Origin of the sequence: Microbacterium deminutum, from assembly GCF_039530205.1 — a bacterium.
In the GTDB taxonomy this organism is placed as follows: Bacteria; Actinomycetota; Actinomycetes; order Actinomycetales; family Microbacteriaceae; genus Microbacterium; species Microbacterium deminutum.
Genome location: NZ_BAAAOG010000001.1, coordinates 782,255 through 804,649, shown reverse-complemented (window position 1 = coordinate 804,649; position 22,395 = coordinate 782,255). Strand labels below are relative to the sequence as shown.

Annotated in this window: 19 protein-coding genes and 1 pseudogene; 4 read left to right on the top strand and 16 right to left on the bottom strand. The window is 69.2% G+C overall.

Annotated elements, in window-relative coordinates:
• Positions 1-520 precede the first annotated feature (520 nt).
• Entirely contained in the window at positions 521-1,546 is a 1,026-nt protein-coding gene (locus ABD212_RS03495) for a DMT family transporter (RefSeq protein ID WP_425561226.1), read from the top strand.
• Here the strand turns inward: ABD212_RS03495 and ABD212_RS03490 are convergent.
• The 3 genes from ABD212_RS03490 to ABD212_RS03480 all read right to left on the bottom strand — a co-directional run bounded on the left by ABD212_RS03490 (position 1,543) and on the right by ABD212_RS03480 (position 4,090).
• Positions 1,543-2,106: a YceI family protein gene (locus tag ABD212_RS03490; protein WP_344091230.1), complete on the bottom strand. Its 564-nt coding sequence runs from the start codon at positions 2,104-2,106 to the stop codon at positions 1,543-1,545. The genes ABD212_RS03495 and ABD212_RS03490 overlap by 4 nt on opposite strands.
• A 176-nt stretch (positions 2,107-2,282) precedes the next feature.
• Positions 2,283-2,651, bottom strand: a complete 369-nt coding sequence (locus tag ABD212_RS03485; protein WP_344091228.1) for an FKBP-type peptidyl-prolyl cis-trans isomerase — start codon at positions 2,649-2,651, stop codon at positions 2,283-2,285.
• Positions 2,652-2,872: 221 nt separating this feature from the next.
• A complete protein-coding gene (locus tag ABD212_RS03480; RefSeq protein WP_344091225.1) occupies positions 2,873-4,090 on the bottom strand; it encodes a PrsW family intramembrane metalloprotease in 1,218 nt (405 codons plus the stop codon).
• Positions 4,091-4,154: 64 nt separating this feature from the next.
• On the opposite strand from ABD212_RS03480, the gene ABD212_RS03475 reads away from it, so the two are divergent.
• Positions 4,155-5,018 carry a fumarylacetoacetate hydrolase family protein gene (locus tag ABD212_RS03475; protein ID WP_344091223.1) on the top strand — a complete coding sequence of 288 codons (864 nt, stop codon included), beginning with the start codon at positions 4,155-4,157 and terminating at the stop codon, positions 5,016-5,018.
• Positions 5,019-5,073: 55 nt separating this feature from the next.
• On the opposite strand, the gene ABD212_RS03470 is transcribed toward ABD212_RS03475, so the two are convergent.
• The 5 genes from ABD212_RS03470 to ABD212_RS03450 form a co-directional block, all read right to left on the bottom strand.
• On the bottom strand, positions 5,074-5,586 hold the full coding sequence (locus ABD212_RS03470) for a DUF4190 domain-containing protein (protein ID WP_344091221.1): 513 nt from the start codon (positions 5,584-5,586) through the stop codon (positions 5,074-5,076).
• Between the two features lie 91 nt (positions 5,587-5,677).
• Positions 5,678-7,135, bottom strand: coding sequence for an aspartate ammonia-lyase (locus tag ABD212_RS03465; RefSeq protein WP_344091219.1), 1,458 nt, complete (start codon positions 7,133-7,135; stop codon positions 5,678-5,680).
• Between the two features lie 126 nt (positions 7,136-7,261).
• On the bottom strand, positions 7,262-8,176 hold the full coding sequence (locus ABD212_RS03460) for a phosphodiesterase (RefSeq protein WP_344092407.1): 915 nt from the start codon (positions 8,174-8,176) through the stop codon (positions 7,262-7,264).
• A 121-nt stretch (positions 8,177-8,297) separates the two neighbouring features.
• Positions 8,298-8,630 (bottom strand): peptidase, encoded by a 333-nt coding sequence (locus tag ABD212_RS03455; protein ID WP_344091217.1) that lies wholly within the window; start codon positions 8,628-8,630, stop codon positions 8,298-8,300.
• Positions 8,627-9,925 carry an inorganic phosphate transporter gene (locus ABD212_RS03450; RefSeq protein WP_344091215.1) on the bottom strand — a complete coding sequence of 433 codons (1,299 nt, stop codon included), beginning with the start codon at positions 9,923-9,925 and terminating at the stop codon, positions 8,627-8,629. Before ABD212_RS03450 ends, ABD212_RS03455 begins: the two co-directional genes overlap by 4 nt.
• Positions 9,926-10,141: 216 nt before the next feature.
• On the opposite strand from ABD212_RS03450, the gene ABD212_RS03445 reads away from it, so the two are divergent.
• Both ABD212_RS03445 and ABD212_RS03440 read left to right on the top strand, forming a co-directional pair.
• Positions 10,142-11,767 (top strand): MFS transporter, encoded by a 1,626-nt coding sequence (locus ABD212_RS03445; protein ID WP_344091213.1) that lies wholly within the window; start codon positions 10,142-10,144, stop codon positions 11,765-11,767.
• 38 nt (positions 11,768-11,805) lie between these two features.
• Positions 11,806-13,920 (top strand): S9 family peptidase, encoded by a 2,115-nt coding sequence (locus ABD212_RS03440; RefSeq protein ID WP_344091211.1) that lies wholly within the window; start codon positions 11,806-11,808, stop codon positions 13,918-13,920.
• 230 nt (positions 13,921-14,150) lie between these two features.
• Here ABD212_RS03440 and ABD212_RS03435 read toward each other — a convergent pair whose 3' ends face one another.
• The 8 genes and pseudogenes from ABD212_RS03435 to ABD212_RS03400 form a co-directional block, all read right to left on the bottom strand.
• Positions 14,151-15,179: an ATP-dependent 6-phosphofructokinase gene (locus tag ABD212_RS03435; protein ID WP_344091209.1), complete on the bottom strand. Its 1,029-nt coding sequence runs from the start codon at positions 15,177-15,179 to the stop codon at positions 14,151-14,153.
• Positions 15,180-15,293: 114 nt separating this feature from the next.
• Positions 15,294-17,441 carry a DEAD/DEAH box helicase gene (locus ABD212_RS03430; protein WP_344091207.1) on the bottom strand — a complete coding sequence of 716 codons (2,148 nt, stop codon included), beginning with the start codon at positions 17,439-17,441 and terminating at the stop codon, positions 15,294-15,296.
• Positions 17,442-17,646: 205 nt separating this feature from the next.
• Complete coding sequence (locus ABD212_RS03425; RefSeq protein WP_344091205.1) at positions 17,647-18,303, bottom strand: hypothetical protein; 657 nt, start codon at positions 18,301-18,303, stop codon at positions 17,647-17,649.
• A gap of 88 nt (positions 18,304-18,391) precedes the next feature.
• Positions 18,392-18,550: pseudogene (locus tag ABD212_RS03420) on the bottom strand (glycerophosphodiester phosphodiesterase family protein); the annotation flags it as partial.
• Positions 18,551-18,565: 15 nt separating this feature from the next.
• On the bottom strand, positions 18,566-19,429 hold the full coding sequence (locus ABD212_RS03415) for an aldehyde dehydrogenase family protein (RefSeq protein ID WP_344091202.1): 864 nt from the start codon (positions 19,427-19,429) through the stop codon (positions 18,566-18,568).
• Entirely contained in the window at positions 19,426-20,940 is a 1,515-nt protein-coding gene (locus ABD212_RS03410; protein ID WP_344091200.1) for an aldehyde dehydrogenase family protein, read from the bottom strand. Before ABD212_RS03410 ends, ABD212_RS03415 begins: the two co-directional genes overlap by 4 nt.
• 10 nt (positions 20,941-20,950) lie before the next feature.
• Positions 20,951-21,958 carry a deoxyribose-phosphate aldolase gene (gene deoC / locus ABD212_RS03405; RefSeq protein WP_344091198.1) on the bottom strand — a complete coding sequence of 336 codons (1,008 nt, stop codon included), beginning with the start codon at positions 21,956-21,958 and terminating at the stop codon, positions 20,951-20,953.
• Between the two features lie 43 nt (positions 21,959-22,001).
• Positions 22,002-22,370 (bottom strand): hypothetical protein, encoded by a 369-nt coding sequence (locus tag ABD212_RS03400; protein ID WP_344091194.1) that lies wholly within the window; start codon positions 22,368-22,370, stop codon positions 22,002-22,004.
• Positions 22,371-22,395: the final 25 nt, after the last annotated feature.

Sequence of the window (22,395 nt, the reverse complement as noted above, 5' to 3'; positions counted from 1 at the left end):
GAACCGGCGGCATCCCGGCCAGGCAATCCCGCCGATCGGGGAAACTCGCGGCGGAGATCGACCCGCCCCGAAGTCGCCGCGCCCAGCGGCCGCCGATCCCGCCGCTCGGGAAACCCGCCAGGTGCCTGAAGTGGCGGCATCCCGGCTCGTCAACTCCGCCGTTCGGGGAAACTCGCCGTGGTGACCGCCCCGACCGGGCAGCCCGGGCGGATCGCCGGACTCGGGCCGATCCCCGAGCTCGATCCGCCTATCCCGCCGTCGGGAAACTCGCCAGCTGCCCGAGCTGGCGGCATCCCGGCCAGGCAATCCCGCCGATCGGGGAAACTCGCCGCGGTGATCGCGCCGACCGGGCAGTCCCGGCCGATCGCCGGACTCGGGCCGATCGCCGGACTCGGGCCGACCCGGGCTCGACCCGAACGGACGGCCCCCGCCGTAGCCGAACCGCCGCGCTTCGGCGGATTTCGGACGAGGCATCCGGGTTCGAGCACTACGGCCGGATGCCGGGACTACCGTCGAAGGCGTGCCCTCTGATGCCTCCCAGACCACCCCGGCGACGGGCGCTGCGGTGAGCCCGCGTGGCCGCTCCGCGTGGATCGCTGTGCAGTTCGTGCTCGCGGGGATCGTCTGGGGCTCGAGCTTCCTCTTCATGAAGGTGGCGCTCGAGGGGCTGTCACCGGGCCAGGTGGCGTGGTCGCGGCTCATGCTGGGCGGCCTCACCCTCGGGCTGATCGTCCTGCTGCGACGCGAGCACCTGCCGCGCAGACTGAGGATCTGGGGCCACATGACGGTGCTCGCCGTCACCTTCTGCGTCGCGCCGTACCTGCTCTTCTCGTGGGCGCAGCAGCACGTCACGTCCGGTCTCGCGAGCATCTACAACGCCACGACTCCGATCATGACCGCCGTGATGGCGGGACTCCTGTTCCGCGTCGAACGCCTCAAGGCGGTGCAGGTCGCCGGCATCATGGTGGGAATCCTGGGTGTCGTGGTCATCATCGCGCCGTGGCAGGGTCTCGACTTCAGCCAGGGTGTGGTCGCGCAGTTCGCGATCCTCGGCGCCACCGCCTGCTACGGCTTCAGCTTCGCCTACATGCGCCGGTTCGTGTCCGACACCGGCATGACGGCGCTGGTCTTCTCGTTCCTCAACATCGGCATCGGCGCCCTGATCATGCTCGGTCTGACCCCCGTCGTCGCGCTCGCGCCGGTCGCCCTCGATCCGTGGATCATCGCGAGCGTCGTCCTGCTCGGATGCCTCGGCACCGGCCTCGCCTACATCTGGAACCAGAACACCGTGAGGGCCTGGGGTCCGACTCGGGCATCGACGGTGACGTACATCACCCCGATCGTCGGCGTCGTCCTCGGAGTGCTCGTCCTCGGCGAGACGGTCAGCTGGAACGAACCGGTCGGGGCCCTCGTCGTGTTCCTGGGCATCCTGCTCGCACAGAACCGGCTGGTCCTCGCGCGACGGCGCCGGAACGACGAAGGAGCGGATGCCGCGCCGCTCGTGCAGAGCAGCGGCGGAGCATCCGCCCCTTCACTGGCCGACTAGTCCTGCTGCAGCGCGCCCTGCAGGTCCAGCGTGATCGTGACGTCCTTGCCGACGAGCACTCCGCCGGTCTCGAGGGCGGCGTTCCAGGTCAGCCCGAAGTCCTCGCGGTTCACGACGGTCTTGGCCGTGGCGCCGGCCTTGTATTTGCCCCACGGGTCGGTGCCGAATCCGCCGAACTCGAATTCGAACGAAACCGGCTTGGTGACGCCGCGGATGGTGAGGTCGCCGTCGACGAAGAACTCGCCGTCCACGATGTGCGCGCCGGTCGAGACGAACTCCATGGTCGGGTGGTTCTCGGTGTCGAAGAAGTCGGCCGACCGGAGGTGGGTGTCGCGGCCGGCGTCGTTGGTGTCGAGCGAGGAGACGTCGACGCTCGCCTGGACCGTGGCGTCGAGCGGGTTCTCAGGCGCGACGAGGGTCGCGCTCTTCATCCCGAACGTGCCCCGCACCTTCGAGATCATCATGTGGCGGACACTGAAGGTCACCTCGCTGTGCGAGGGGTCGAGCACCCAGGTGCCCGTCTGGTAGCCGGGAACGTCGATCGTGGTCGTGGCTGTCATGGTCGTCCTTTGCGTCGATTCTTCGCCGCGGTGCGCGGCAAGCTCTGAATGTGAGAACGACAGGCGACCGACATCCATTCCCGTGAATATATTATTGGCTCAGGACTGATGGTGAAGTGGTGAGACGACGGGGGGCGGATGCCGTCAGCATCCGCCCCCCGGTTCGAAGGTGGGGTCTATGCGACGTCGATCAGATCGATCACGAAGATGAGGGTCTTGCCGCCGAGGAAGTGACCGCCCGGAGGGCCATAGGCCAGCGCCGGGGGGATGACGAGCTCACGCCGCCCGCCGACCCGCATGCCGGGGATCCCCTCCTGCCAGCCCTGGATGAGGCCGCGAAGCGGGAACTGGATGCTCTCACCGCGGTTCCAGGACGAGTCGAACTCCTCGCCCGTCTCGTACTCGACGCCCAGGTAGTGGACGGTCACGGTGTCGCCCGGCTTCGCCTCGTCCCCGTCACCGAAGATGATGTCGCGGCTGAGCAGCTCGGTGGGTGCGGGACCCTCGGGGGCGTCGATCTCGGGCTTGGTGCGGTCGTCACTCATGATGCCATCCAACCCGAGGCGGGCGCCCCGGTCAACGCGGCTGCCGCCCGGGTGCGTCGCCGCCCGGGTGAGAGGGGCGCGGTGAACTCGGTGGCGGGGAGGGTGGAAACCATCCGGAACAGGACTCAGCGCTCGGTGCCGCGGCGATGCCTGCGTGACTACCGAGCGCTGAGTTGACCTGAATTCAGGATGCCGGGGCCCCCTGATACTGTCAACCCCGGTCAGGGCGCGAACAGACCGGCACGGTCGGCCGCGGTGCGCGCGAGCAGCACGCCCTCGTCCTCGGACGCGCGCGAGTCCCGGCCGGTGATCGCGCGCTGGCGCGCAGCCGCAAGAGCGGTCGCATCGAGGATGAACCGGCGCATGAGCGGGGTGCGGTCGCCCCGAAGGGTCTTGGCCCACCGGAGTGCGGCTCGCCGGCCCGCGGGAGTTGCCAGCATGTCGACTTCCTGTGGGGTGAACCATCCTGCTGCTGCGTAATCGCCGAGCCTTCGCCGCGTCAGCCTCGCCTCCTCGCGCCGAAGGGCGATGACGCCGAGCACGAACAGCACGAACAGCGGAATCTGAGCCGCCATGTAGAGCGCGAAGAAGTCGTAGAACACGGATGAGCCGTTCCAGAAGGCGTGCAGCGCGATCGCGCCGATCATGCCCAGCACCCACGGCCCGACGGCTCTCCCGGGGCTCATCCCCCGCCGTGCGGCGAGGCCCAGGGCGAGGCCGGTGACGCTCGTGAACATCACGTGCGCGAAGGGCGAGAGGATGCCGCGCACGAAGAAGGTCGTCGAGACCTCGCTCACCCCGCCCTCGATGAAGCTGACCGCGAAGTACTGGATGTTCTCGGTGAACGCGAACCCCGCGCCGACCAGGCCGCCGTAGACGATCCCGTCGACCGGACCGTCGAACGCGCGACGCGCGGTGACGAAGATCAGGTACACGCCGATGCCCTTCGCGATCTCTTCGACGATCGGCGCCTGCACGATCGCGACGAAAGCGTCCCGTTCAGGCGAGGACGACACGCCGAACACGGTCGTGACGACGAGGTCGACGCCGAGCGCGATGGCGACGGCGGCGATCGCCCCCCACGCCACCGCGAAGACGAGGAGGCCCCGCGGCTCGGGCTCCCATCGGTCGACGAGCCGAACGGCCAGCAGCACGCCGGTCAACGGCACGAGGGCCAGCAGCATCCCGATCAGCGACGCCGCGGGCCCGATCGCGCTGAGGAAGTAGCCCACCAGCACGGTCAGCACGATCACCAGGACGGCGAACCACCACACCGGGGCGGTTCTGCCCGCGCGCAGGGGCACGTGCAGTGCGGCCGGCGACGAGGACGCGGGCGGGACGGCGGCCGGCTCCCGGCGATGCGGCTGGGCGAGCGCAGACGGGAAGGGCGGCGGTGTCAGGGATGGCTGAGGCCCGGCTGGGCCCGAGTCGAGGGTCATGCGCACAGCATAGGACCGCGCACCGCGCACAACGGGCGGCATGCCAGGCCGGTAGTTTGGAGCAATGCGCTTCGCCCACGTGATGGCGCCGGGATCGGCAGCCGCGCGGCTCGTGGTCGTCGAAGGCGACGAGCTCGTGTTCGTCGAGGACCTCTTCGACGGGGCCCCGCGGGTGCTCGAGGAGCTCATCGCCGGCGGTGACGAACTGCTGCAGCGGGTGAGGGATGCCGCTCCCGGCGCGCCGCGACATCCGCTCGACGGCCTGCCGTTCGCGTCCGCCCTGCTCACGCCGCCCGTGATCCTCGCCATCGGCCTGAACTACTCCGCGCACTCGAGCGAACTGGGCCTGAAGACCGACTCCAACCCGACCGTGTTCGGCCTTTGGCCCAACTCGCTGACGGGGCACGGCGCCACGACGTCGTGGCCGCGATCCCTGAGCGAGTCGATCGACTACGAGGCGGAACTCGGTGTCATCATCGGCCGGCCGGCGAAGGATGTCGCACCCGACGACGCGCTCGCCCACGTGTGGGGCTACACCGTGGTCAACGACATCACGGCCCGCGACATCCAGTACTCCGAAGCGCAGTGGTCGCGGTGCAAGTCGTTCGACGGCTTCACACCGACCGGACCCTTCGCCGTCACCGCCGACGAGATCCCCGACCCGCAGGATCTGCACATCTGGACCGTGCTCGACGGACGGACGCTCCAGGACGCCTCGACGTCGCAGATGGTGCGACCCGTGGCGACGCTCATCTCGCATCTGTCGAAGTCGGCGACACTGCTGCCCGGCACCCTGATCTCGACGGGCAGCCCCGGCGGAGCCGGCTATTCCCGTGACCCGCAGGTGTTCCTGCGGGACCGATCGACCGTCACGGTGGGGATCGACGGCATCGGCGCGCTCACGACGCACTGCCGGATCCTGGACTGAGCCGCGCACGCGAACGCCGGCCTGCGCGATTGCGCGGGCCGGCGTTCGGCGGCTGCTAAGGGTTGATGGTCGAGCAGTCGACCGTGACGCCGTGGACGGTCACCGTGCCGGTGAAACCGACCGCCTGGCAGGCAGCGAGAGCGTCGGTCGCGAACCCGGCGGCGGCCGAGACGGCGATGATCACGAAGATGCCCACGATGATCCCGACCACCAGGAGCACGGCGCTGATGATGATCGCCGCGACGGCGAAGCCGTTCTTCTGACCGGCCTTCCGGCTCTGCACGAGCGCGACGATGCCGAGGATCAGCGCGACGAGCTGGATGAAGAACGACAGGATGAACGCGACGATGCCCATCGTCCGGCCCGGCACGGTGTCCGTGGCAGGCGGGCCGTACGCGGGCGGCGGAGCCGACGCATAGGGCTGCGGGTACGTCGGCGCCGCGCCATAGGCCGGCGGAGCCGTGGGCTGCGGGCTGTAGACGGGTGGGGTCGGCTGCGGGCTGTAGGCGGGCGGGGCGGGCTGCGCCCCAGGCGGCGTGGGCTCGGCGGGGTTCTGCGGATCGGTCATTGCGGTTCCTCTCACGTGGGTTCTGCACGAAGGTAGCGTTGCGCGTGCAGAACGGGCAATTCCCGGCGGCGATTCGCCTCTCGCCCCCGGCCTATACGACGTCCTCCGCCGCCTGAACGATCGGGATCGCGGCGGTGACCGCCTCGAGTCCCGACAGCCGCGCAGGCGAAAGCTGCTTCGTGACGTCTTCCCTCGACATCAGTCCGGCTTCGACGACGAGGTCCGCGACGTTGCGCCCGGTGAGCAGCGCGGCCTTCGCGAGGGCCGTGGCGGCCGCGTATCCGATGAACGGAGTGAGCGCCGTGATGACTCCGACCGAGGATCCCACCATCGCACCGAGCCGCTCGCGGTTCGCCGTGATCCCCTCGATGCAGTTGACGCGCAGCGTGTGCATCGCGCGGCGCATCCACGTGATCGACTGGAAGATCGAGTGCGCGATCACCGGCTCGAAGGCGTTCAGCTGCAGCTGGCCGCCCTCGACGGCCATGGTCACTGTCAGATCGGCGCCTGCGACGGCGAACGCCACCTGGTTGACGACCTCCGGGATGACGGGGTTCACCTTGCCGGGCATGATGCTCGAGCCCGCCTGCCGTGCCGGCAGGTTGATCTCTCCGAAGCCCGCCTGCGGCCCGGAGGACAGCAGCCGCAGGTCGTTGCAGATCTTCGAGAGCTTGATGGCGTTGCGCTTGAGCGAGGCCGAGAACGACATGAACGCACCGGTGTCGCTCGTGGACTCGACCAGGTCGGTCGCGGTCTCGAGGTCGAGTCCGGTGATCTCGCGGAGGTGGCGCAGCACGGCCGTGCCGTACTCGGGGTGCGTCGTGATGCCCGTCCCGATGGCCGTGGCACCCATGTTGATCTCGTACAGCAGGTACGCGTTCTCGGTGAGGCGCTTGTGGTCCTGGCCGAGCGTCGTCGCGAAGCCGTGGAACTCCTGGCCGAGCGTCATCGGCACTGCGTCCTGGAGCTGCGTGCGACCGACCTTGAGGATGTCGTGGAACTCCACCGCCTTGGCGAGGAACGCCCGGCGCAGCAGGTCGAGCTCCTCGAGCAGCGTCAGAAGATCGAGGCTCAGCCCGACCTTGACCGCGGTCGGGTACACGTCGTTGGTGGACTGACTGCGGTTCGTGTCGTCGAGGGGTGAGAGGAACGCGTAGTCGCCCTTCTCGCGGCCTGCGAGCTCGAGCGCGATGTTGGTGATGACCTCGTTCGCGTTCATGTTCGTGGAGGTGCCGGCTCCGCCCTGGATCACGCCGACCACGAACTGGTCGTGGTACTTGCCGTCGATCACGAGCTGGGATGCGCGGTCGATGAGCTCGGCCTTCTCCTGGCTCAGCGCGCCGATCTCGCGGTTCGCGCGCGCCGACGCCTGCTTGACCATCGCGAGGCCCGCCACGAGATCGCGGTACACGGAGATGGGCCGCTTCGAGATCGGGAAGTTCTCGAGCGCCCGCGCGGTATGGATGCCCCAATAGGCGTCACCGGGGATCTGCATGGATCCCAGTGAGTCGGTCTCGGTGCGGGTTCGCGTCATTGCGTCCAAAGCCATTTGTGCAGTCCTCGTGGGTTCACAGCGGTGTGCAGGGGGTGCTTCGAGACTACTCGCGGCCCCTGTGAACGGGCATGTACAGGACGTACAGCCGGATGGCTCCCCTGTACGGCTGGGCGAGCCGGGTCAGCGTGTCGTGCGCTTGCGCGAGAACGCTTGGAGCCGCTCCTGCGGCGACAGGGCAGCCATCCGCGCGACCCACGCGTCCGAGAAGAAGTCGCCGGCCGGAGCGTCCACGACGGGGACGACCGCGTGGGTCACCGTGGTGTCGTAGACGTGCACCAGGTGGAAGGACTGGCCGGCATCCATTCCGTTGACGTCGGCGGCCGGCCGCGCCAGATCCATGGTGTAGCAGGTCGCCGCCGACACGCTCACCGGGACCCCGGCGAACGTGCCGCTCGTCGAATAGTGCAGGTGGCCGGCGAGGATGGCGCGCACGTCGGTCCCGCCGATCGCCTGGGCCAGCCGGCCCTGGTCGCGCAGTTCGAGAATGTCGAAGAGCGGCAGGTGCGACGGCAGCGGGGGGTGATGCATCGCGATGATCGTGCCGAGAGGCGCCGGGACGGCCAAGACTTCGCGCAGCCACGCCAGCTGCCCGTCGTCGAGGTCGCCGTGGTGCCACCCCGGTACCGACGTGTCGAGTGCCACCAGACGCAGCCCGCCGAGGTCCCAGACGCCCACGACCGGCTCCTGGGTCGGCTCGAGCGCGAGCAGGTCGCGACGCATCGCGGGGCGCTCGTCGTGGTTGCCTGCGACCCACACGACGGGGGCGCCGAGGCGCTCGGCCACCGGCTGCACGGCGTCGCGCAGCGCCCGGTAGGCGTCGGGTTCACCCAGGTCGGTCAGATCGCCCGTGAAGACGATGGCATCGGGCCGGATGCCGATCCGCTCGACCGCCTCGAGGGTTCTGCGAAGGTTGGCGGCGGTGTCGTACCGTCCCCCGAGGGGCGGATTGCCGGCGAGCAGGTGCGTGTCGCTCAGGTGCAGGAGGGTTCGCCGCGCGGGCGGGTACTGGCCGAACTGCACGGACGCCGGGCTCACGCGCCCGGAGGCTCCGCGCGACGCGCCGCCGGCGTCGGGGGGAGGGGGCGTGGGGACCATGCCGCCAGCCTAGGTCTGGGCGCGGCGGAACAGCGAGCACACCCGCCGACGGCGGGAGCCCTCAGCGGTTGAGGAAGATCAGCAGGATGCCGCCGAGCACCGCCGCGGCGCACACCGCGAAGCATCCGTACGAGCCGTAGCGGGCGAGGCGCTTCTGTCCCTCGCTCAGGGGGCTGCGCTGGGCCGCTTTCGCCGCGGCCTTCTCGGCTCGCCGCGCGTCCTTCGACGAGATGACGGTGATCGCATCGGTGAACTCGGCCGGAGCGACGATGGGCGCCCGACCGGCGCGGACGAGCAGCCGCAGTCCCAGCGAGTAGAAGGTGACCACGATGGTCGTCGCCAGGATCGCGGCGACGAAGACCTGGACGAAAGCGAGCCAGTTGATGACGATCATCGCCGGGGACCCTTCTTCGCGCCGTCCCCTGGGGCGGAATCGGCGGACTTGGCGGCTCTGCGCGCGGCGGCGTCCGCGGCGGCGAGCCGGCGGGCCTCTTCGCGCGCGACCGAACGCTGGCGGCGAGTCGGTGGCGGGTTGCGCTTCACCTTGACCGCGGCGCCGGAATCGGCGACCTCGCTCATCGCGTTGCTCGCGGTCACGGCGTTGCGACGCGAGCGGAGGAACAGCGCGGTGACGATGATCACGGCGATGAGGGTGTCGAGCAGGATGCCCCAGAACCCGAGCCGCACCACGATGAACGCGGCGCCGGCACCGACGGCACCCGACGCCGGCAGGGTCAGCAGCCAGCCGACCATGATGCGTCCCACCGTGCGCCAGCGCACGATCGACCCGCGCCGGCCGAGCCCGGATCCGATCACCGACCCGGAGGCCACCTGGGTGGTCGACAGGGCGAAGCCGAGAGCGCTCGAGGAGAGAATCGTCGCCGCCGTCGACGTCTCCGCCGAGAAGCCCTGAGCGGGCTTGACCTCGGTGAGGCCTTTGCCGAGCGTACGGATGATCCGCCACCCGCCCATGTAGGTGCCGAGCGCGATGGTCAGGCCGCAGACGATGATGACCCAAGGCTCCGGATTCGGGTTGGATGCCGACTGCCATCCTGCGGCGATGAGCGCCAGCGTGATCACGCCCATCGTCTTCTGCGCGTCGTTCGTGCCGTGCGCGAGCGCCACCAGCGACGACGAGAAGATCTGACCGACCCGGAACCCGTCGCGCCCATCCGGCTTGCCGTCGTACCGGCGGGTGATGACGTACGCGATCTTGGTGGCGGTGAACGCGATGACGCCGGCCGTGACTGGCGCGATGACGGCCGGCAGGATGACCTTCGACAGCACCACGCTGAAGTCGATCGCCATGTAGCCGACGCCGACGATCGTCGCGCCGATGAGCCCGCCGAAGAGCGCATGCGAGGATGACGACGGAAGTCCGAGCAGCCAGGTCAGCATGTTCCAGGTGATCGCCCCGATGAGCCCCGCGAAGATGATGGCGGGGAAGAGATCCGATGCGATCTGGTCCTCGCGGATGATCCCGCCCGAGATCGTCTTGGCGACCTCGGTCGACAGGAACGCTCCGACCAGGTTAAGGATCGAGGCGATCAGCACCGCGGTCCGAGGTTTGAGGGCACCCGTCGCGATGGGCGTGGCCATGGCGTTCGCGGTGTCGTGGAAGCCATTCGTGAAGTCGAAGAACAGCGCCAGCACGATGACGAGCACGAGCGTGAGGGTTACGGCGTCCACCGTTCGCTTTCCGTGGGGGTGGTGGGGTGTGGTGCCGACGTGATCGGCGTGACGAACGAACAGTTCACCGTGAGTTAATGTGCCGGCAACCGGCCTCGAAGAATCCTTACATCGCCACAGCATCCGGTCAACTCGGCAATGGTGCGTCGGAGGCCGTTCAGGGTATTGAATGAGCGGACATCGCCCCGCTGCCCGATCGCCTGGAAACGAGTCGCAATGAAGAAATGGTTCGTCGTGCTGATCCTGGGAGCGGCGCAGTTCGTCATGGTGCTGGACGGCACGGTGATGAACGTCTCGATCTCGACCGTCGTCGCAGACCTCGACAGCTCGGTGACGGCGATGCAGGCGGCGATCACGTTCTACACGCTCACTATGGCGGCGTTCATGCTGCTCGGAGCCAAGCTCGGTGACGTGTGGGGGCGCCGTCGGGCCCTGGTGATCGGGTCGATCATCTACGCGATCGGCTCCGGCACGACTGCGATCGCGCCGAACATGGCCGTCCTCTTCCTCGGCTGGTCCATCATCGAGGGCCTCGGCGCGGTGCTGGTCATCCCGGCCGTCGCCGCCCTGATCGCCGACAACTACGAGGGCCGCGACCGCATCACTGCGTTCGCGGTGATCGGCGCCGTGACGGGCGCCGCAGTCGCCGCCGGGCCGCTGATCGGCGGGTTCATGACCACCTACCTCAGCTGGCGGTATGTGTTCGCAGCCGAGGTCGTCATCATGATCATCGTCGTGATCTTCGCCCGCCGCATCGGCGAGAAGAGCCAGCGCCGCTCCATTCGGATCGATCCCCTCAGCGTCATCCTGTCCGCGTTCGGTCTGATCGGGGTGGTGTTCGGGATGCTGCAGAGCAAGGTCTGGGGATGGGTCGTGCCGCTGTACTCCCCGGTTGTCAACGGAGTCGAGATCGCGCCGCTCGGAATCTCGTTGAGCGCGTGGTTCATCGTCCTCGGACTCGTGCTGCTCGCGCTGTTCTTCCGCCGCCAGCGCGGGCTCGTTGACAAAGGCAGGGAGCCGCTCGTCCACGTCGAGCTGCTGTCGATCCGCCGACTCCGCAGCGGCCTGAGCGTGCTCGGCGCGCAGTACGCGATCACTGCAGGGCTCTTCTTCATGGTGCCGGTGTACCTGCAGATGACCCTGGGATTCGACGCGCTCCAGACCGGGATCAAGATCTTCCCGCTGTCGATCTCGCTCATCCTGTTCTCCATCGTCGGCACGCGGCTGTCGACCCGATGGTCGCCGCGCCGGATCGTCGTCGTCGCCCAGTGGATCCTCGTCGCGAGCGCCGTCGTCCTGCTGAGCGCCGTCGACCCCGAGCTCTCGGGCTGGGCGTTCGGCACCGGCATGTTCTGTGCCGGTGCGGCCCTGGGCCTTCTCGCCTCGCAGTTGGGGAACGTGAACATGTCCTCGGTCACCGAGAAGGACACCAGCGAGGTCGGCGGCCTGCAGGGGGTCTTCCAGAACCTCGGTTCGTCGCTCGGAACCGCACTCATCGGCTCGTTCCTCATCGGCGCGCTCGCGACGACCTTCGCGTCGGGGCTCGCGGAGAGCTCGCTCCCCGACGATGTCAAGGCCACCGTGAGCACCGCGACCGCCGGCGGCGTCGACATCATCCCCGCCGCCGACGTCCAGAAGATCGCCACGGAAGCGGGACTGAGCGAGGACCAGGGCAATGAGCTCACCCAGGTGTACGTGACGTCGCAGTTGGAGTCGCTGCGCATCGCGTTCTTCGGTCTCATCGCGCTCGCGCTGCTGTCACTTCTTGCCTCGCGCGGCATCCCGAACGAGGTTCCGCTGCCGAAGGCAGAAGAAGCCGAAAGCCCGAAGGCGGCCACCTGACCGGGGCTATCGCCCGACGCGTCGACTACCGTGGGACGGTGACCACCGACGCAATCCCCACCGTCCCTCCCGTCGCCGCCCGCGCGCCGATCGTCCGCAGTCACCACGGCGACGACGTCGAAGACGCCTACGAGTGGTTCCGCGCCAAAGAGGACGCCGCGGTCATCGCCCATCTCGAGGCCGAGAACGCGTACACGAAGGAGCGCACGGCGCACCTCGAAGGCCTTCGAGCGCGGATCTTCGACGAGATCAAGGGACGCACTCTCGAGACCGATCTCTCGGTGCCCTCCCGCCACGGCGGCTGGTGGTACTACGGCCGGACCCTCGAGGGCAAGCAGTACGGCATCCAGTGCCGTGCCCCACTCGCCGCAGTCGAGGACTGGACGCCGCCGGAGCTCTCGCCCGATGTCACTGTGCCCGGCGAGCAGGTTCTGCTGGATGGGAACGTCGAAGCCGAGGGCCACGAGTTCTTCTCACTCGGCAGCTTCGAGGTCACCAACGACGGCACCCGCATGCTGTACGGCGTGGATGTCGCCGGCGACGAGCGCTACACCGTGCGGGTACGCGATCTCGCCACCGGCGAGCAGCTGGTCGATGAGATCCCGGGCACCTTCGCGGGAGCGACCTTCTCTCCCGATGGCCGGTCCATCGTCTACACGACCGTCGATGACGCGTGGCGGCCCGACACGGTCTGGCTGCACGAGCTCGGAACGCCCGTCGCGGACGACGTGAAGCTGTTCCATGAGCCCGACGAGCGGTACTGGGTCGGCGCGGGATTCACCCGCAGCGATCGCTACCTCGTCATCGGGATCGGCTCGTCCATCACGAGCGAGGAATGGCTCGTGGATGCCGGTGACCTCCGCGCCGAGCCGCGCGTCGTGTGGCCGCGCGTCGAGGGGGTCGAATACGACTCCTCGCATGCGGTGATCGACGGCGAGGATGTGCTCTTCATCCTCCACAACGACGGAGCCCTGGACTTCGAGCTGGTGCGGGTGGCGGCATCCGACCCCTCGGGAGCGCGGCAGACCGTGATCCCGCATCGTGCCGGCGAGCGGCTGCTCGGCGTCTCGACGTTCCGCGACTGGGGGGTCGTCGGCTACCGCCGCGGTGGGCTCCCGCGCATCGGGATGCTCGACTACGCCGACGGGTCGGTGTCCGAGATCGAGTTCGACGAGCCGCTCTACGCCGTGGGCACGGGCGGCAACCCGGAGTGGGCGCCCCCCCTGCTGCGACTCGGCTACGGCTCGTTCGTGACTCCCGGGACGGTGTACGACTACGAGATCGCGACCGGCGAGCTGCTGCTGCGCAAGCGCCAGCCGGTGCTGGGCGGCTATGAGCCCGCCGACTACGCACAGGCACGGGTATGGGCGATGGCGCAGGACGGGGTGCAGATCCCCATCTCGCTGGTGTGGAAGCAATCGTTCGGGGATGCCGGCGCCGCGCCGCGAGCGCTGCACCTGTACGGCTACGGCTCGTACGAGCACTCGATCGAGCCCGGCTTCTCGGTGCCGCGGCTGTCGGAGCTCGACCGCGGCGTGATCTTCGCGGTGGCGCATGTGCGCGGCGGCGGAGAGATGGGCCGCCAGTGGTACGAGGACGGCAAGATGCTGCACAAGCGCAACACGTTCACCGACTTCGTCGACTGCGCGCTGCACCTCATCGACAGCGGCTACACGACGGCCGATCGGATGGTGGCCGAGGGGGGCTCCGCGGGCGGGCTCCTGATGGGCGCCGTGGCGAACCTGTCCCCCGAGCTGTTCGCCGGCATCCTCGCGGACGTTCCGTTCGTGGATGCGCTGACCACGATCCTCGATCCGTCGCTGCCGCTGACGGTTATCGAGTGGGATGAGTGGGGCGATCCGCTGCACAACGCCGACGTCTACGCCTACATGAAGTCGTACTCCCCGTACGAGAACGTGCGGACGGATGCCGAGTACCCGCGCATCCTCGCGGTGACCTCGCTCAACGACACGCGGGTGCTGTACGTCGAGCCGGCGAAGTGGGTGGCTCGCCTGCGCGAGGTAGGGGCCGATGCCCTGCTCAAGTGCGAGATGGTGGCCGGCCACGGCGGCGTGAGCGGCCGCTACAACGCCTGGAAGGAGCGCGCGTTCGAACTTGCGTGGCTCCTGGACGTGGTGGGCTCGACCGACTGACCTTCTCACTGCTGGGTTTGGGGCGGGATCCGTCCGTCGGGGCGCGTTCCCAACGCCCCAACGGATCGGACGCGCCCCGAACCCTGGGTCGGGCTGGTCCCAGGCCCGAAACCCCGGTCGGGCTCGCCGTGGCCCGGGTCGCTTCCTTCGGGGCGCAATCCATCCATCGGGGCGCGTTCCCAACGCCCCAACGGACCAGACCCGCCCCAAACCGAGGGGACGAGCCGGCGTCAGCCGAACAGGGCGGCGGCCTCGTCGTAGCGGTAGCGCGGGACGGTGTTCAGCTCGCCGAGCGCGTCGGCGAAGGGCACCCGCACGATGTCGGTGCCGCGCATCGCCACCATCTGGCCCCATGCCCCGTCTACGACCGCATCCGCGGTGTGGAGGCCGAGGCGGGTCGCGAGCACTCGGTCGAAGCCCGAGGGGGACCCGCCGCGCTGGATGTGGCCGAGAACGGTCGCCCGGGTCTCGATCCCGGTCAGCCGCTGGATCTCAGGCGCCAGCACCTCGCTGATGCCGCCCAGGCGCGGCCGGTTGAAGGCATCCAGTCCCTTGTCGCTGTAGGCCTCTTCCATGCCGGTGAGCGTGAAGCCCTCGGAGACCACGATCAGCGGCGCACGGCCGCGGTCATGAGCCCGGCTGACGAGTGCCGTGATGTCCTGGATCGACATCGGCACTTCGGGGATGCAGATCGCATGAGCGCCCGCCGCCATGCCCGCGTGCAGGGCGATCCAGCCGACGTGACGGCCCATGACCTCGGCGACCATGCACCGCTGGTGCGAGTCGCCCGTGGTGCGGAGCCGGTCCATGGCGTCGGTGGCGATGTTGACCGCCGTGTCGAAGCCGAACGAGTAGTCGGTCGCACGCAGATCGTTGTCGATCGTCTTCGGCACGCCGACGACGTTGATGCCGTCCTTCGAGAGGCGGTCGGCCGCAGCCAGGGTTCCCTCGCCGCCGATCGCGATGATGCCGTCGATGCGGTGGCCGTAGAGCGTCTTGGCGATGTTGTCGGCACCGCCGCGGGGTCCTTCGTAGGGGTTCGTCCGGCTCGTACCGAGGATCGTGCCGCCGACCTTCGACAGGCCCTTCACCTCGTGCCGCGTGAGGGGGAAGAAGTCGGCGTCGACGACGCCGCGCCATCCGTCGCGGATGCCGACGAACTCGAGGTCGTAGGTCGTCGTCCCCTTGAGCACGACTCCTCGGATGACGGCGTTCAGTCCGGGGCAGTCGCCTCCGCTGGTCAGGATGCCGATCTTCATGCTCTGGTCCTTGCTTTCGGTGCCTTCGGATGCGGCGACGCTGCCTCACCCGACACTAGCGTCGGATGCCGCGCGCCTGCCACACCGCGGACCGTCGGCGCCCGCCGACCCTGCTCACTCGGCTCCGAGCGCCCGCCTCACCAGGTGCATGAGGGCCGACAGCTGCACCGAGTCGCTGGACTGCGGGTCGACGGCCTCGCCGTCGAGCGCACGAGCGGCGAGCCCCTGCTTGGAGTCGATCAGCTCGGCGATCTTCGTGTCGATCGTGTGGGCGGCGATGATGCGCCACGCCGTGACCGGCTCGTCCTGGCCGATGCGGTGCACCCGGTCGATCGCCTGCGTCTGCTCCGCCGCCGTCCAGGACAGCTCGGCGAGGACGACGTTCGATGCCGCCTGCATGTTCAGGCCCACGCCCGCCGCGGTCAGCGAGCACACGGCGACGCCGACGCCGGGGTCGTTGTTGAACGCGTCGATCGCGATCTGCCGTGCCGGGGTGGTCTGGTCGCCGCGGATCGAGATGGTCCGGATGCCGGCTGCCGCGAAGTGGGCCTCGGCCGCATCCATCACGTCGATGTGCTTCGCGAAGAACACCACCTTGCCGACCGAGCGCTGCAGCTGCACGGTGTAATCGGCCGCCAGCAGAGCCTTCGCCTGGCCGATCTTGCGGACCATCGTGAAGACGTTCTCGGAGCCGGTGCCGGCCGCCTTCGACTCGTCCAGCTCGTTCTGGGCGACGAGCCGCACGATGTCGGCGTCGACCCCTCCGGATGTCGATCCGCGCGCGCCGCGCGCCTCGATTATGCGCCGGTAGCGGGCGGCGAGACGCTCGCCGAGTTCGCGCTCGGCCGCGCGGATCGAGCGCCCGAAATCGTCGTCGAGTTCGACCGGGAGGTCCGCGATCAGCTTGTCGGGCAGGTCGGCGGCGACATCCTTCTTCTTGCGGCGGACGATCCCCATCGAGATCACGGCTTCTCGCGCCTCGGGATAGAAGGCCTTGTCGGCGGGGGTCAGGCCGGTGTCGTCGAGACGCTCCATGAGGACCGGGCCCGGCTTCTCGCCGGTCGTCCAGCCGAGGAAGCGCCAGATCGCGTCGAAGTCCTCGACGTCGTTGATGAGCGGCGTTCCGGTGAGCGCCAGCAGCAGCGGGTTGCGCACCTGCTCGCGGATTCGGGTGGCCAGCGCCAGTACGTTCTGCGAACGCTGCGAGGTGAGGTTCTTGATGAAGTGCGCCTCGTCGACGACCATGCCCTTCAGCCCGAGCGAGCCGAGCCACGACAGATGGCGGTCGAGGATCTCGTAGTTGACGATGAAGACGTCCGCGAAGGCATCCACCGTCTCGCCGTCGCCGTGGATCACGGTGGCACGCCGCTGCGGTGTCCACCGCTCGACCTCACGCGCCCAGTTCATCTTCACCACGTTCGGGACGACGGCCAGGAGCGGGTACGCGCCGGCGACGGATGCCGCGAGCACCGACTCCGCGGTCTTGCCGAGGCCCGGCTCATCGGCGAGCAGGAACGTGCGGTGTCCGTCACGAACAGCCTCGAGGAAGCGCGACTGGTGCGGCATCACTTCGAGCCCCTTGGGCGACAGCCGGTCGAACTCGGGCACCTGAGGCAGCTCCATGGATGCGCTCGCCCCCCCGGCGCCCATCTCGAACGCCTTGTAAAGCGGGCCCATGAGCTCCCACCCGTCGAGCCGGCGACGCGGCGTCGGCTTCGGCGCGCGAAGGCTGAGGTCGGGGGGCTGGAACGGATTGGCGAGCTGACGCGATTCGATGGATGCCGGCACGACCTGGCGCTCGGCGAGCGCCGCCGGCACGACCGTCGTCGACGCGGGCGCGACGTCGGTGATGATGAGCTCGTCGGGAGCGAGCTCGGCGCCGGACTCGAGCAGCCAGTCCCGACGCATGCGCCGCGCCACCGGTGAGGCCGCCTGATCGACCTCGAGCAGCTGGATGAGGGACGTGTCGCGTGCAGCGGTCTTGGCGAGGATCGTCGCAACGCCGTCGAGGCGCTTGAGCAGCTCGGCCCGCGCGCCGTCGGCGAGAGTCGTGTCGGCCTTCACGCGGGCGCGCTCTTCGCGCACGAGGAAGGCGATGACCTGGAACTTGACGCGGTTCGTGGGCCCGAGCTTTCCGCGCTGGGCCTTGGCCTCGACCTCGCGGACCTTGCGCGCGAGGATCGGGATGATGGGTGCTTCGTCGTCGCGACGGGCGGAGGGGGTCCTCCTTCGCCGCTGTGCGGCGGGTGCCGTGGTCGGCATGCTCCTCCTGAGCGTGTCTGCCGGAATGATCCGGCGATGGCCGGTCTGGCCGGCGAGGGTTGCTTGCTCCCGCGGGCGGCTGGGTGGCCGTCGCGAACGCGGGACAGGAAGCCTCCGCCCACCGGCCGCGGGCACTCGCTTCTGCGAGCTGCGGCGTCGGGCTGCGGGATCCCCGAGGCCCAGTGTAGCGGCATTGCGCCGCAATTCAGCGCCAGAGCGTCGCGACGACGTCTTCCGTGTAGCCCGCGGGGGCGAAATTCACCCACGCCGTCGACACCCAGCCGGTGCCGCGGAGGAAGTGGGTCTCGCCGAATGCGACCTCGTGGTCATCCTGATCGACCGTCTTCTGCTCGACCGAGCACCGGACCCCGCTCCACACGTCGTCGCAGGAGAACCCCGCATTGCGAAGCGCCGCGATGATCGCGGCCGACTGCGCGGCATCCACCACCGACACGTTCGTCGAGAGCCCGAACTCGCTGGGCTTTCCCCACGAGCAGCGGACGGTGGGGATGCCGGAAGTGAGGACCTCGAGCGCGTCCGCGTTCTGGGTCGAGTGCATCGTGACGCCGGGGTCGTTCAAGGGCGGATTCGCCGTGTTGAGGGATGCGAGCATCTTCGCGGAGTAGAGGTCCTCGCAGCGCGCGGGCAGTTCGAAGGCGGCGGGCGGATTCGTCTCGGTGGGCGACGGCATCGGCGACGGCGAAGGGGACGGCTCAGACACCGTGGGCGATGGTGTGGCGTCGGTCGCCGTCGGTGTCGCCACCGGCTCCGGGCGGCACGCGGTGAGCAGCGCGGAGGCCGCAACCAGGGCCGCGATCGTCCCGACGATGCGCACACCGGGCGACGGACGGACTGCGCGCATGTCGCACCTCCGTCCCGGGCGTCCTGGCTCGACCCTACGACGCGGCAGCCGACCGGTCAGGCGGACGCGCCGCCCGCCTCCGCCAGGTTCAGCGGCTCCCGTCGGCCGCGGCGCGCTGCCACTGCGAGAGCGCGCCGGGGTCGTCGGTGACGATGCCGTCCACCCCCGGCGCGATGACGGCATGCCACTGCGCGTCCTGGTTCAGGGTGTAGCCGGCGACCCGGATGCCGGCGTCGTGCAGCGCGTCGACGACCTCGGGGCGTCAGACGAGGCTCTTCGTGTGCCAGACGGTCTTGGTCTCGGTGAAGGCCGCGATGCGGTTCAGGCTCGGGGATGCGGCATCCGGACCCTGTTCCGGCGGCAGCACGCGCGTGAGCGTCTCCGCCGCCGAGACCTGAAGATCGACCCAATCCAGGTCGCCGGCACCGACGAGGTCGAGACCATGGATGTCGGGGTGCGAGGCCAGCCACGGTGCGAGCTCGGCGGGCGAACCGGTGAGGACGTTCACGACTCCGCCAGGCACATCGGAGGTCGCCAGCACCTCGGCGAGGCTGATCGCCGAGAGCGGGTACCGCTGCGATGCGACGACCACGACCGAGTTGCCCGGCACGAGCACCGGCGCGATGGCCGAGACCAGTCCGACGAGCGCCGTGTTCTGCGGCGCGACCACCGCGACGACGCCGGTCGGCTCCGGCACCGAGATGTTGAAGTAGGGGCCTGCTACCGGGTTGCCGTTGCCTGAGACCTGTCCGAACTTGTCGCACCAGCCCGCGTACCAGACCCATCGGTCGATAGCCTCGTCCACCTCGGCGGTGGCCGCAGCGACCGAGGCGCCGGTCTGCTGGACGATCTCGTCCACGAACTGCGCGCGGCGGCCCTCGAGGAGTTCGGCGACGCGGTACAGCACCTGACCGCGGTTGTATGCAGTGGCGCCCGACCAGCCCTTCACGGCGCCGCGCGCTGCGGTGACGGCATCCCTCGCGTCCTTGCGCGAGGCGAGCGCCGCATTGGCGAGGAAGTCGCCCTTGGCCGAGACGACCTCGTACGTGCGGCCGGACTCGCTGCGTGGGAACCCGCCGCCGATGTACAGCTTGTACGTCTTCGGCACCGTCAGTCGCTTGCTCACGCCGCCGCTCCCTTCTTGGCGCGGGGTGTTTCGTCCGCGCGTTTCGAGCCGACTGCGGCTCGGTCGCCCAGCGGCGAGGGAGCCTTGAGGTACGCGAGCAGGCCGTGCCGGCCGCCCTCCCGGCCGTAGCCGGACTCCTTGTACCCGCCGAACGGGCTCGCCGGGTCGAATCGGTTGAAGGTATTCGCCCAGATGACGCCGGCACGGAGGCGGTCGGCGACGGCGAGGATGCGCGAGCCCTTGTCGGTCCAGATCCCCGCCGAAAGCCCGTACGGCGTGTTGTTCGCCTTCTCGATCGCCTCGGCCGGCGTCCGGAAGGTCAGCACCGACAGCACGGGCCCGAAGATCTCGTCGCGCGCGATCCGGTGGCTCGCCTGCACGTTCGTGAAGATCGTCGGGGCGAACCAGAACCCGTTCTCGGGGATGACGCAGTCCGCGGTCCACCGCTCGGCGCCCTCCTCCTCGCCGATCCGGCTGAGCTCGCGGATGCGATCGAGCTGCTCTCGGGAGTTGATGGCGCCGATGTCGGTGTTCTTGTCGAGCGGGTCCCCCATCCGAAGCGTGGACAGGCGGGTCTTCAGCCGTTCGACGACGTCGTCGTGGATGGACTCCTGCACGAGCAGGCGGCTGCCCGCGCAGCACACGTGCCCCTGGTTGAAGAAGATCCCGTTGACGATGCCCTCGATCGCCTGGTCGATGGGGGCGTCTTCGAACACGATGTTCGCCGCCTTGCCGCCGAGTTCGAGCGTGAGCTTCTTGTCCGTGCCCGCGGTCGCCTTCGCGATGGCGCGTCCGACGGCGGTGGAACCGGTGAAGGCGACCTTGTCGACATCCGGATGCCGCACCACGGCCGCTCCGGTCGCGCCCGCGCCCGTCACGATGTTGACGACGCCAGGCGGCAGGTCTGCCTGCTGCAGGATCTCGGCGAATATGAGGGCCGACAGCGGAGTCGTCTCGGCCGGCTTGATGACCACGGTGTTGCCGGCGGCGAGCGCCGGGGCGATCTTCCACGCGAGCATGAGCAGCGGGAAGTTCCAGGGGATGACCTGCCCCGCCACGCCGAGTGACCGGGGGTTCGCGCCGAGTCCCGCGTAGTCGAGCTTGTCGGCCCATCCGGCGTAGTAGAAGAACCACGCCGCGACGAGCGGCACGTCGACATCCCTGCTCTCCTTGATCGGCTTGCCGTTGTCGAGGCTCTCGGCCACGGCGAGCTCACGGGCGCGCTCCTGCACGAGGCGCGCGATGCGGAACAGGTACTTGCCGCGATCGCGGCCGCTCAGCTTCGACCACGACTTGTCGTGCGCGCGGCGCGCGGCGGCGACGGCGGCGTCGACATCCGCGTCGCTCGCCGAGGCGATCGTGGCGATGTGCTTCTCGTCGGCGGGCGAGATGGTCACGAAAGACTCCCCTGTGCCCGGGCGGAACTCGCCGTCGATGAACAGCCCGTACTCGTCGCGGAGGTTCAGGATCGCCCGGGATTCGGGGGCGGGTGCGTATTCGAGGAAACTCATGGATCTCGCCTCAGTCGATCGTCACGTAGTCGGTGCCGGAGTAGTGCCCGCTCGCGAGCTTCTGGCGCTGCAGCAGCACGTCGTTGAGCAGGCTGGATGCGCCATATCGGAACAGGTGCGGCTGCAGCCACTCCTCGCCCACGGTCTCGGCGACAGTCACGAGGTACTTGATCGCGTCTTTCGACGTGCGGATGCCGCCGGCGGGCTTCACCCCGATCTTCTCCCCTGTCACGCGATGCCAGTCGCGCACGACTTCGAGCATGAGCAGCGTCACCGGGAGCGTCGCCGCGGGCTGCACCTTGCCGGTGGAGGTCTTGATGAAGTCGCCCCCGGCGAGGATCGACAGCCAGGAGGCGCGTTTGACGTTGTCGTAGGTGTTCAGCTCGCCGGTCTCGAGGATGACCTTGAGCGACGCGTACGTGCCGTCCTCGCGACGGCACGCCTGCTTCGCCTTGGCGATCTGGTCGAACACCAGCCCATAGCGGCCGGCGAGGAACGCGCCGCGGTCGATGACCATGTCGATCTCGTCGGCCCCCGCGGCCACGGCATCCGCCGTGTCGGCGAGCTTCACCGCAAGCGAGGCGCGTCCGCTGGGGAACGCCGTCGCCACCGCTGCCACCGACACCAGCCCCTCATCGGGGTCGCCGTGCGCGCCGCCGAGCGCCTCGACCGCGTACGGCACCATATCGCCGTAGACGCATACGGCCGCGACCCGCGGGCAGGTCGGGTCTGCGGCATCCGGAGTCAAAGCCTTCGCGACGAGAGACCGTACCTTGCCGGGCGTATCCGCGCCCTCGAGGGTGGTGAGGTCGATGAGCTCGATGATCTTGTCGAGCGCCCATGCCTTCGACGTGGTCTTGATCGAGCGCGTGCCGAGGCCCGCCGCGCGCTGCTCGAGGCCGACCGCGTCGACGCCCGCAAGCCCGTGCAGGTATCTGCGCAGGGTGGTGTCGTCCGGTTCGCCGCCGAGCAGCTCGACGGCGCGCTCCGGCAGCGTCTGGAGGTCTGTTCTGCTCATCGTTCTCCCTCAGGTGTGTGTCGGCGGCGAGGGCGCGACGACTTCAGCCGGTTCCGCGCGATCCTTGATCGGATGTCGTCCGCCGGTCTCGCAGCATCACCGCCGCGCCGACTCCGACGACCACGGCGAACGCGATCGACAGCCACGTGAAGGCGAACCAGTTCGAGTCCAGTGCGAGGACGATCGCGGCCGAGATCACCGCGATCGCCGCGGCGACGAGCTTCGATCCGAACTTCAAGCCTACCGCGGGGGTGACGCGCGCGGCCGGCGAGTCGTGCCGCGCGGGGATCAGGTCGGCGAACGGGTCGAGGGTCGTGAGGAGTGCCGCCGCGCACGCGGCCGCGCATCCGAGCGCGCCCCGCAGATTCACCGAATGGCCGTCCGCGGCGGCGGGGAGCACGTCGACATCCACGCTCTCGATGGTAGGGGCGCGACTC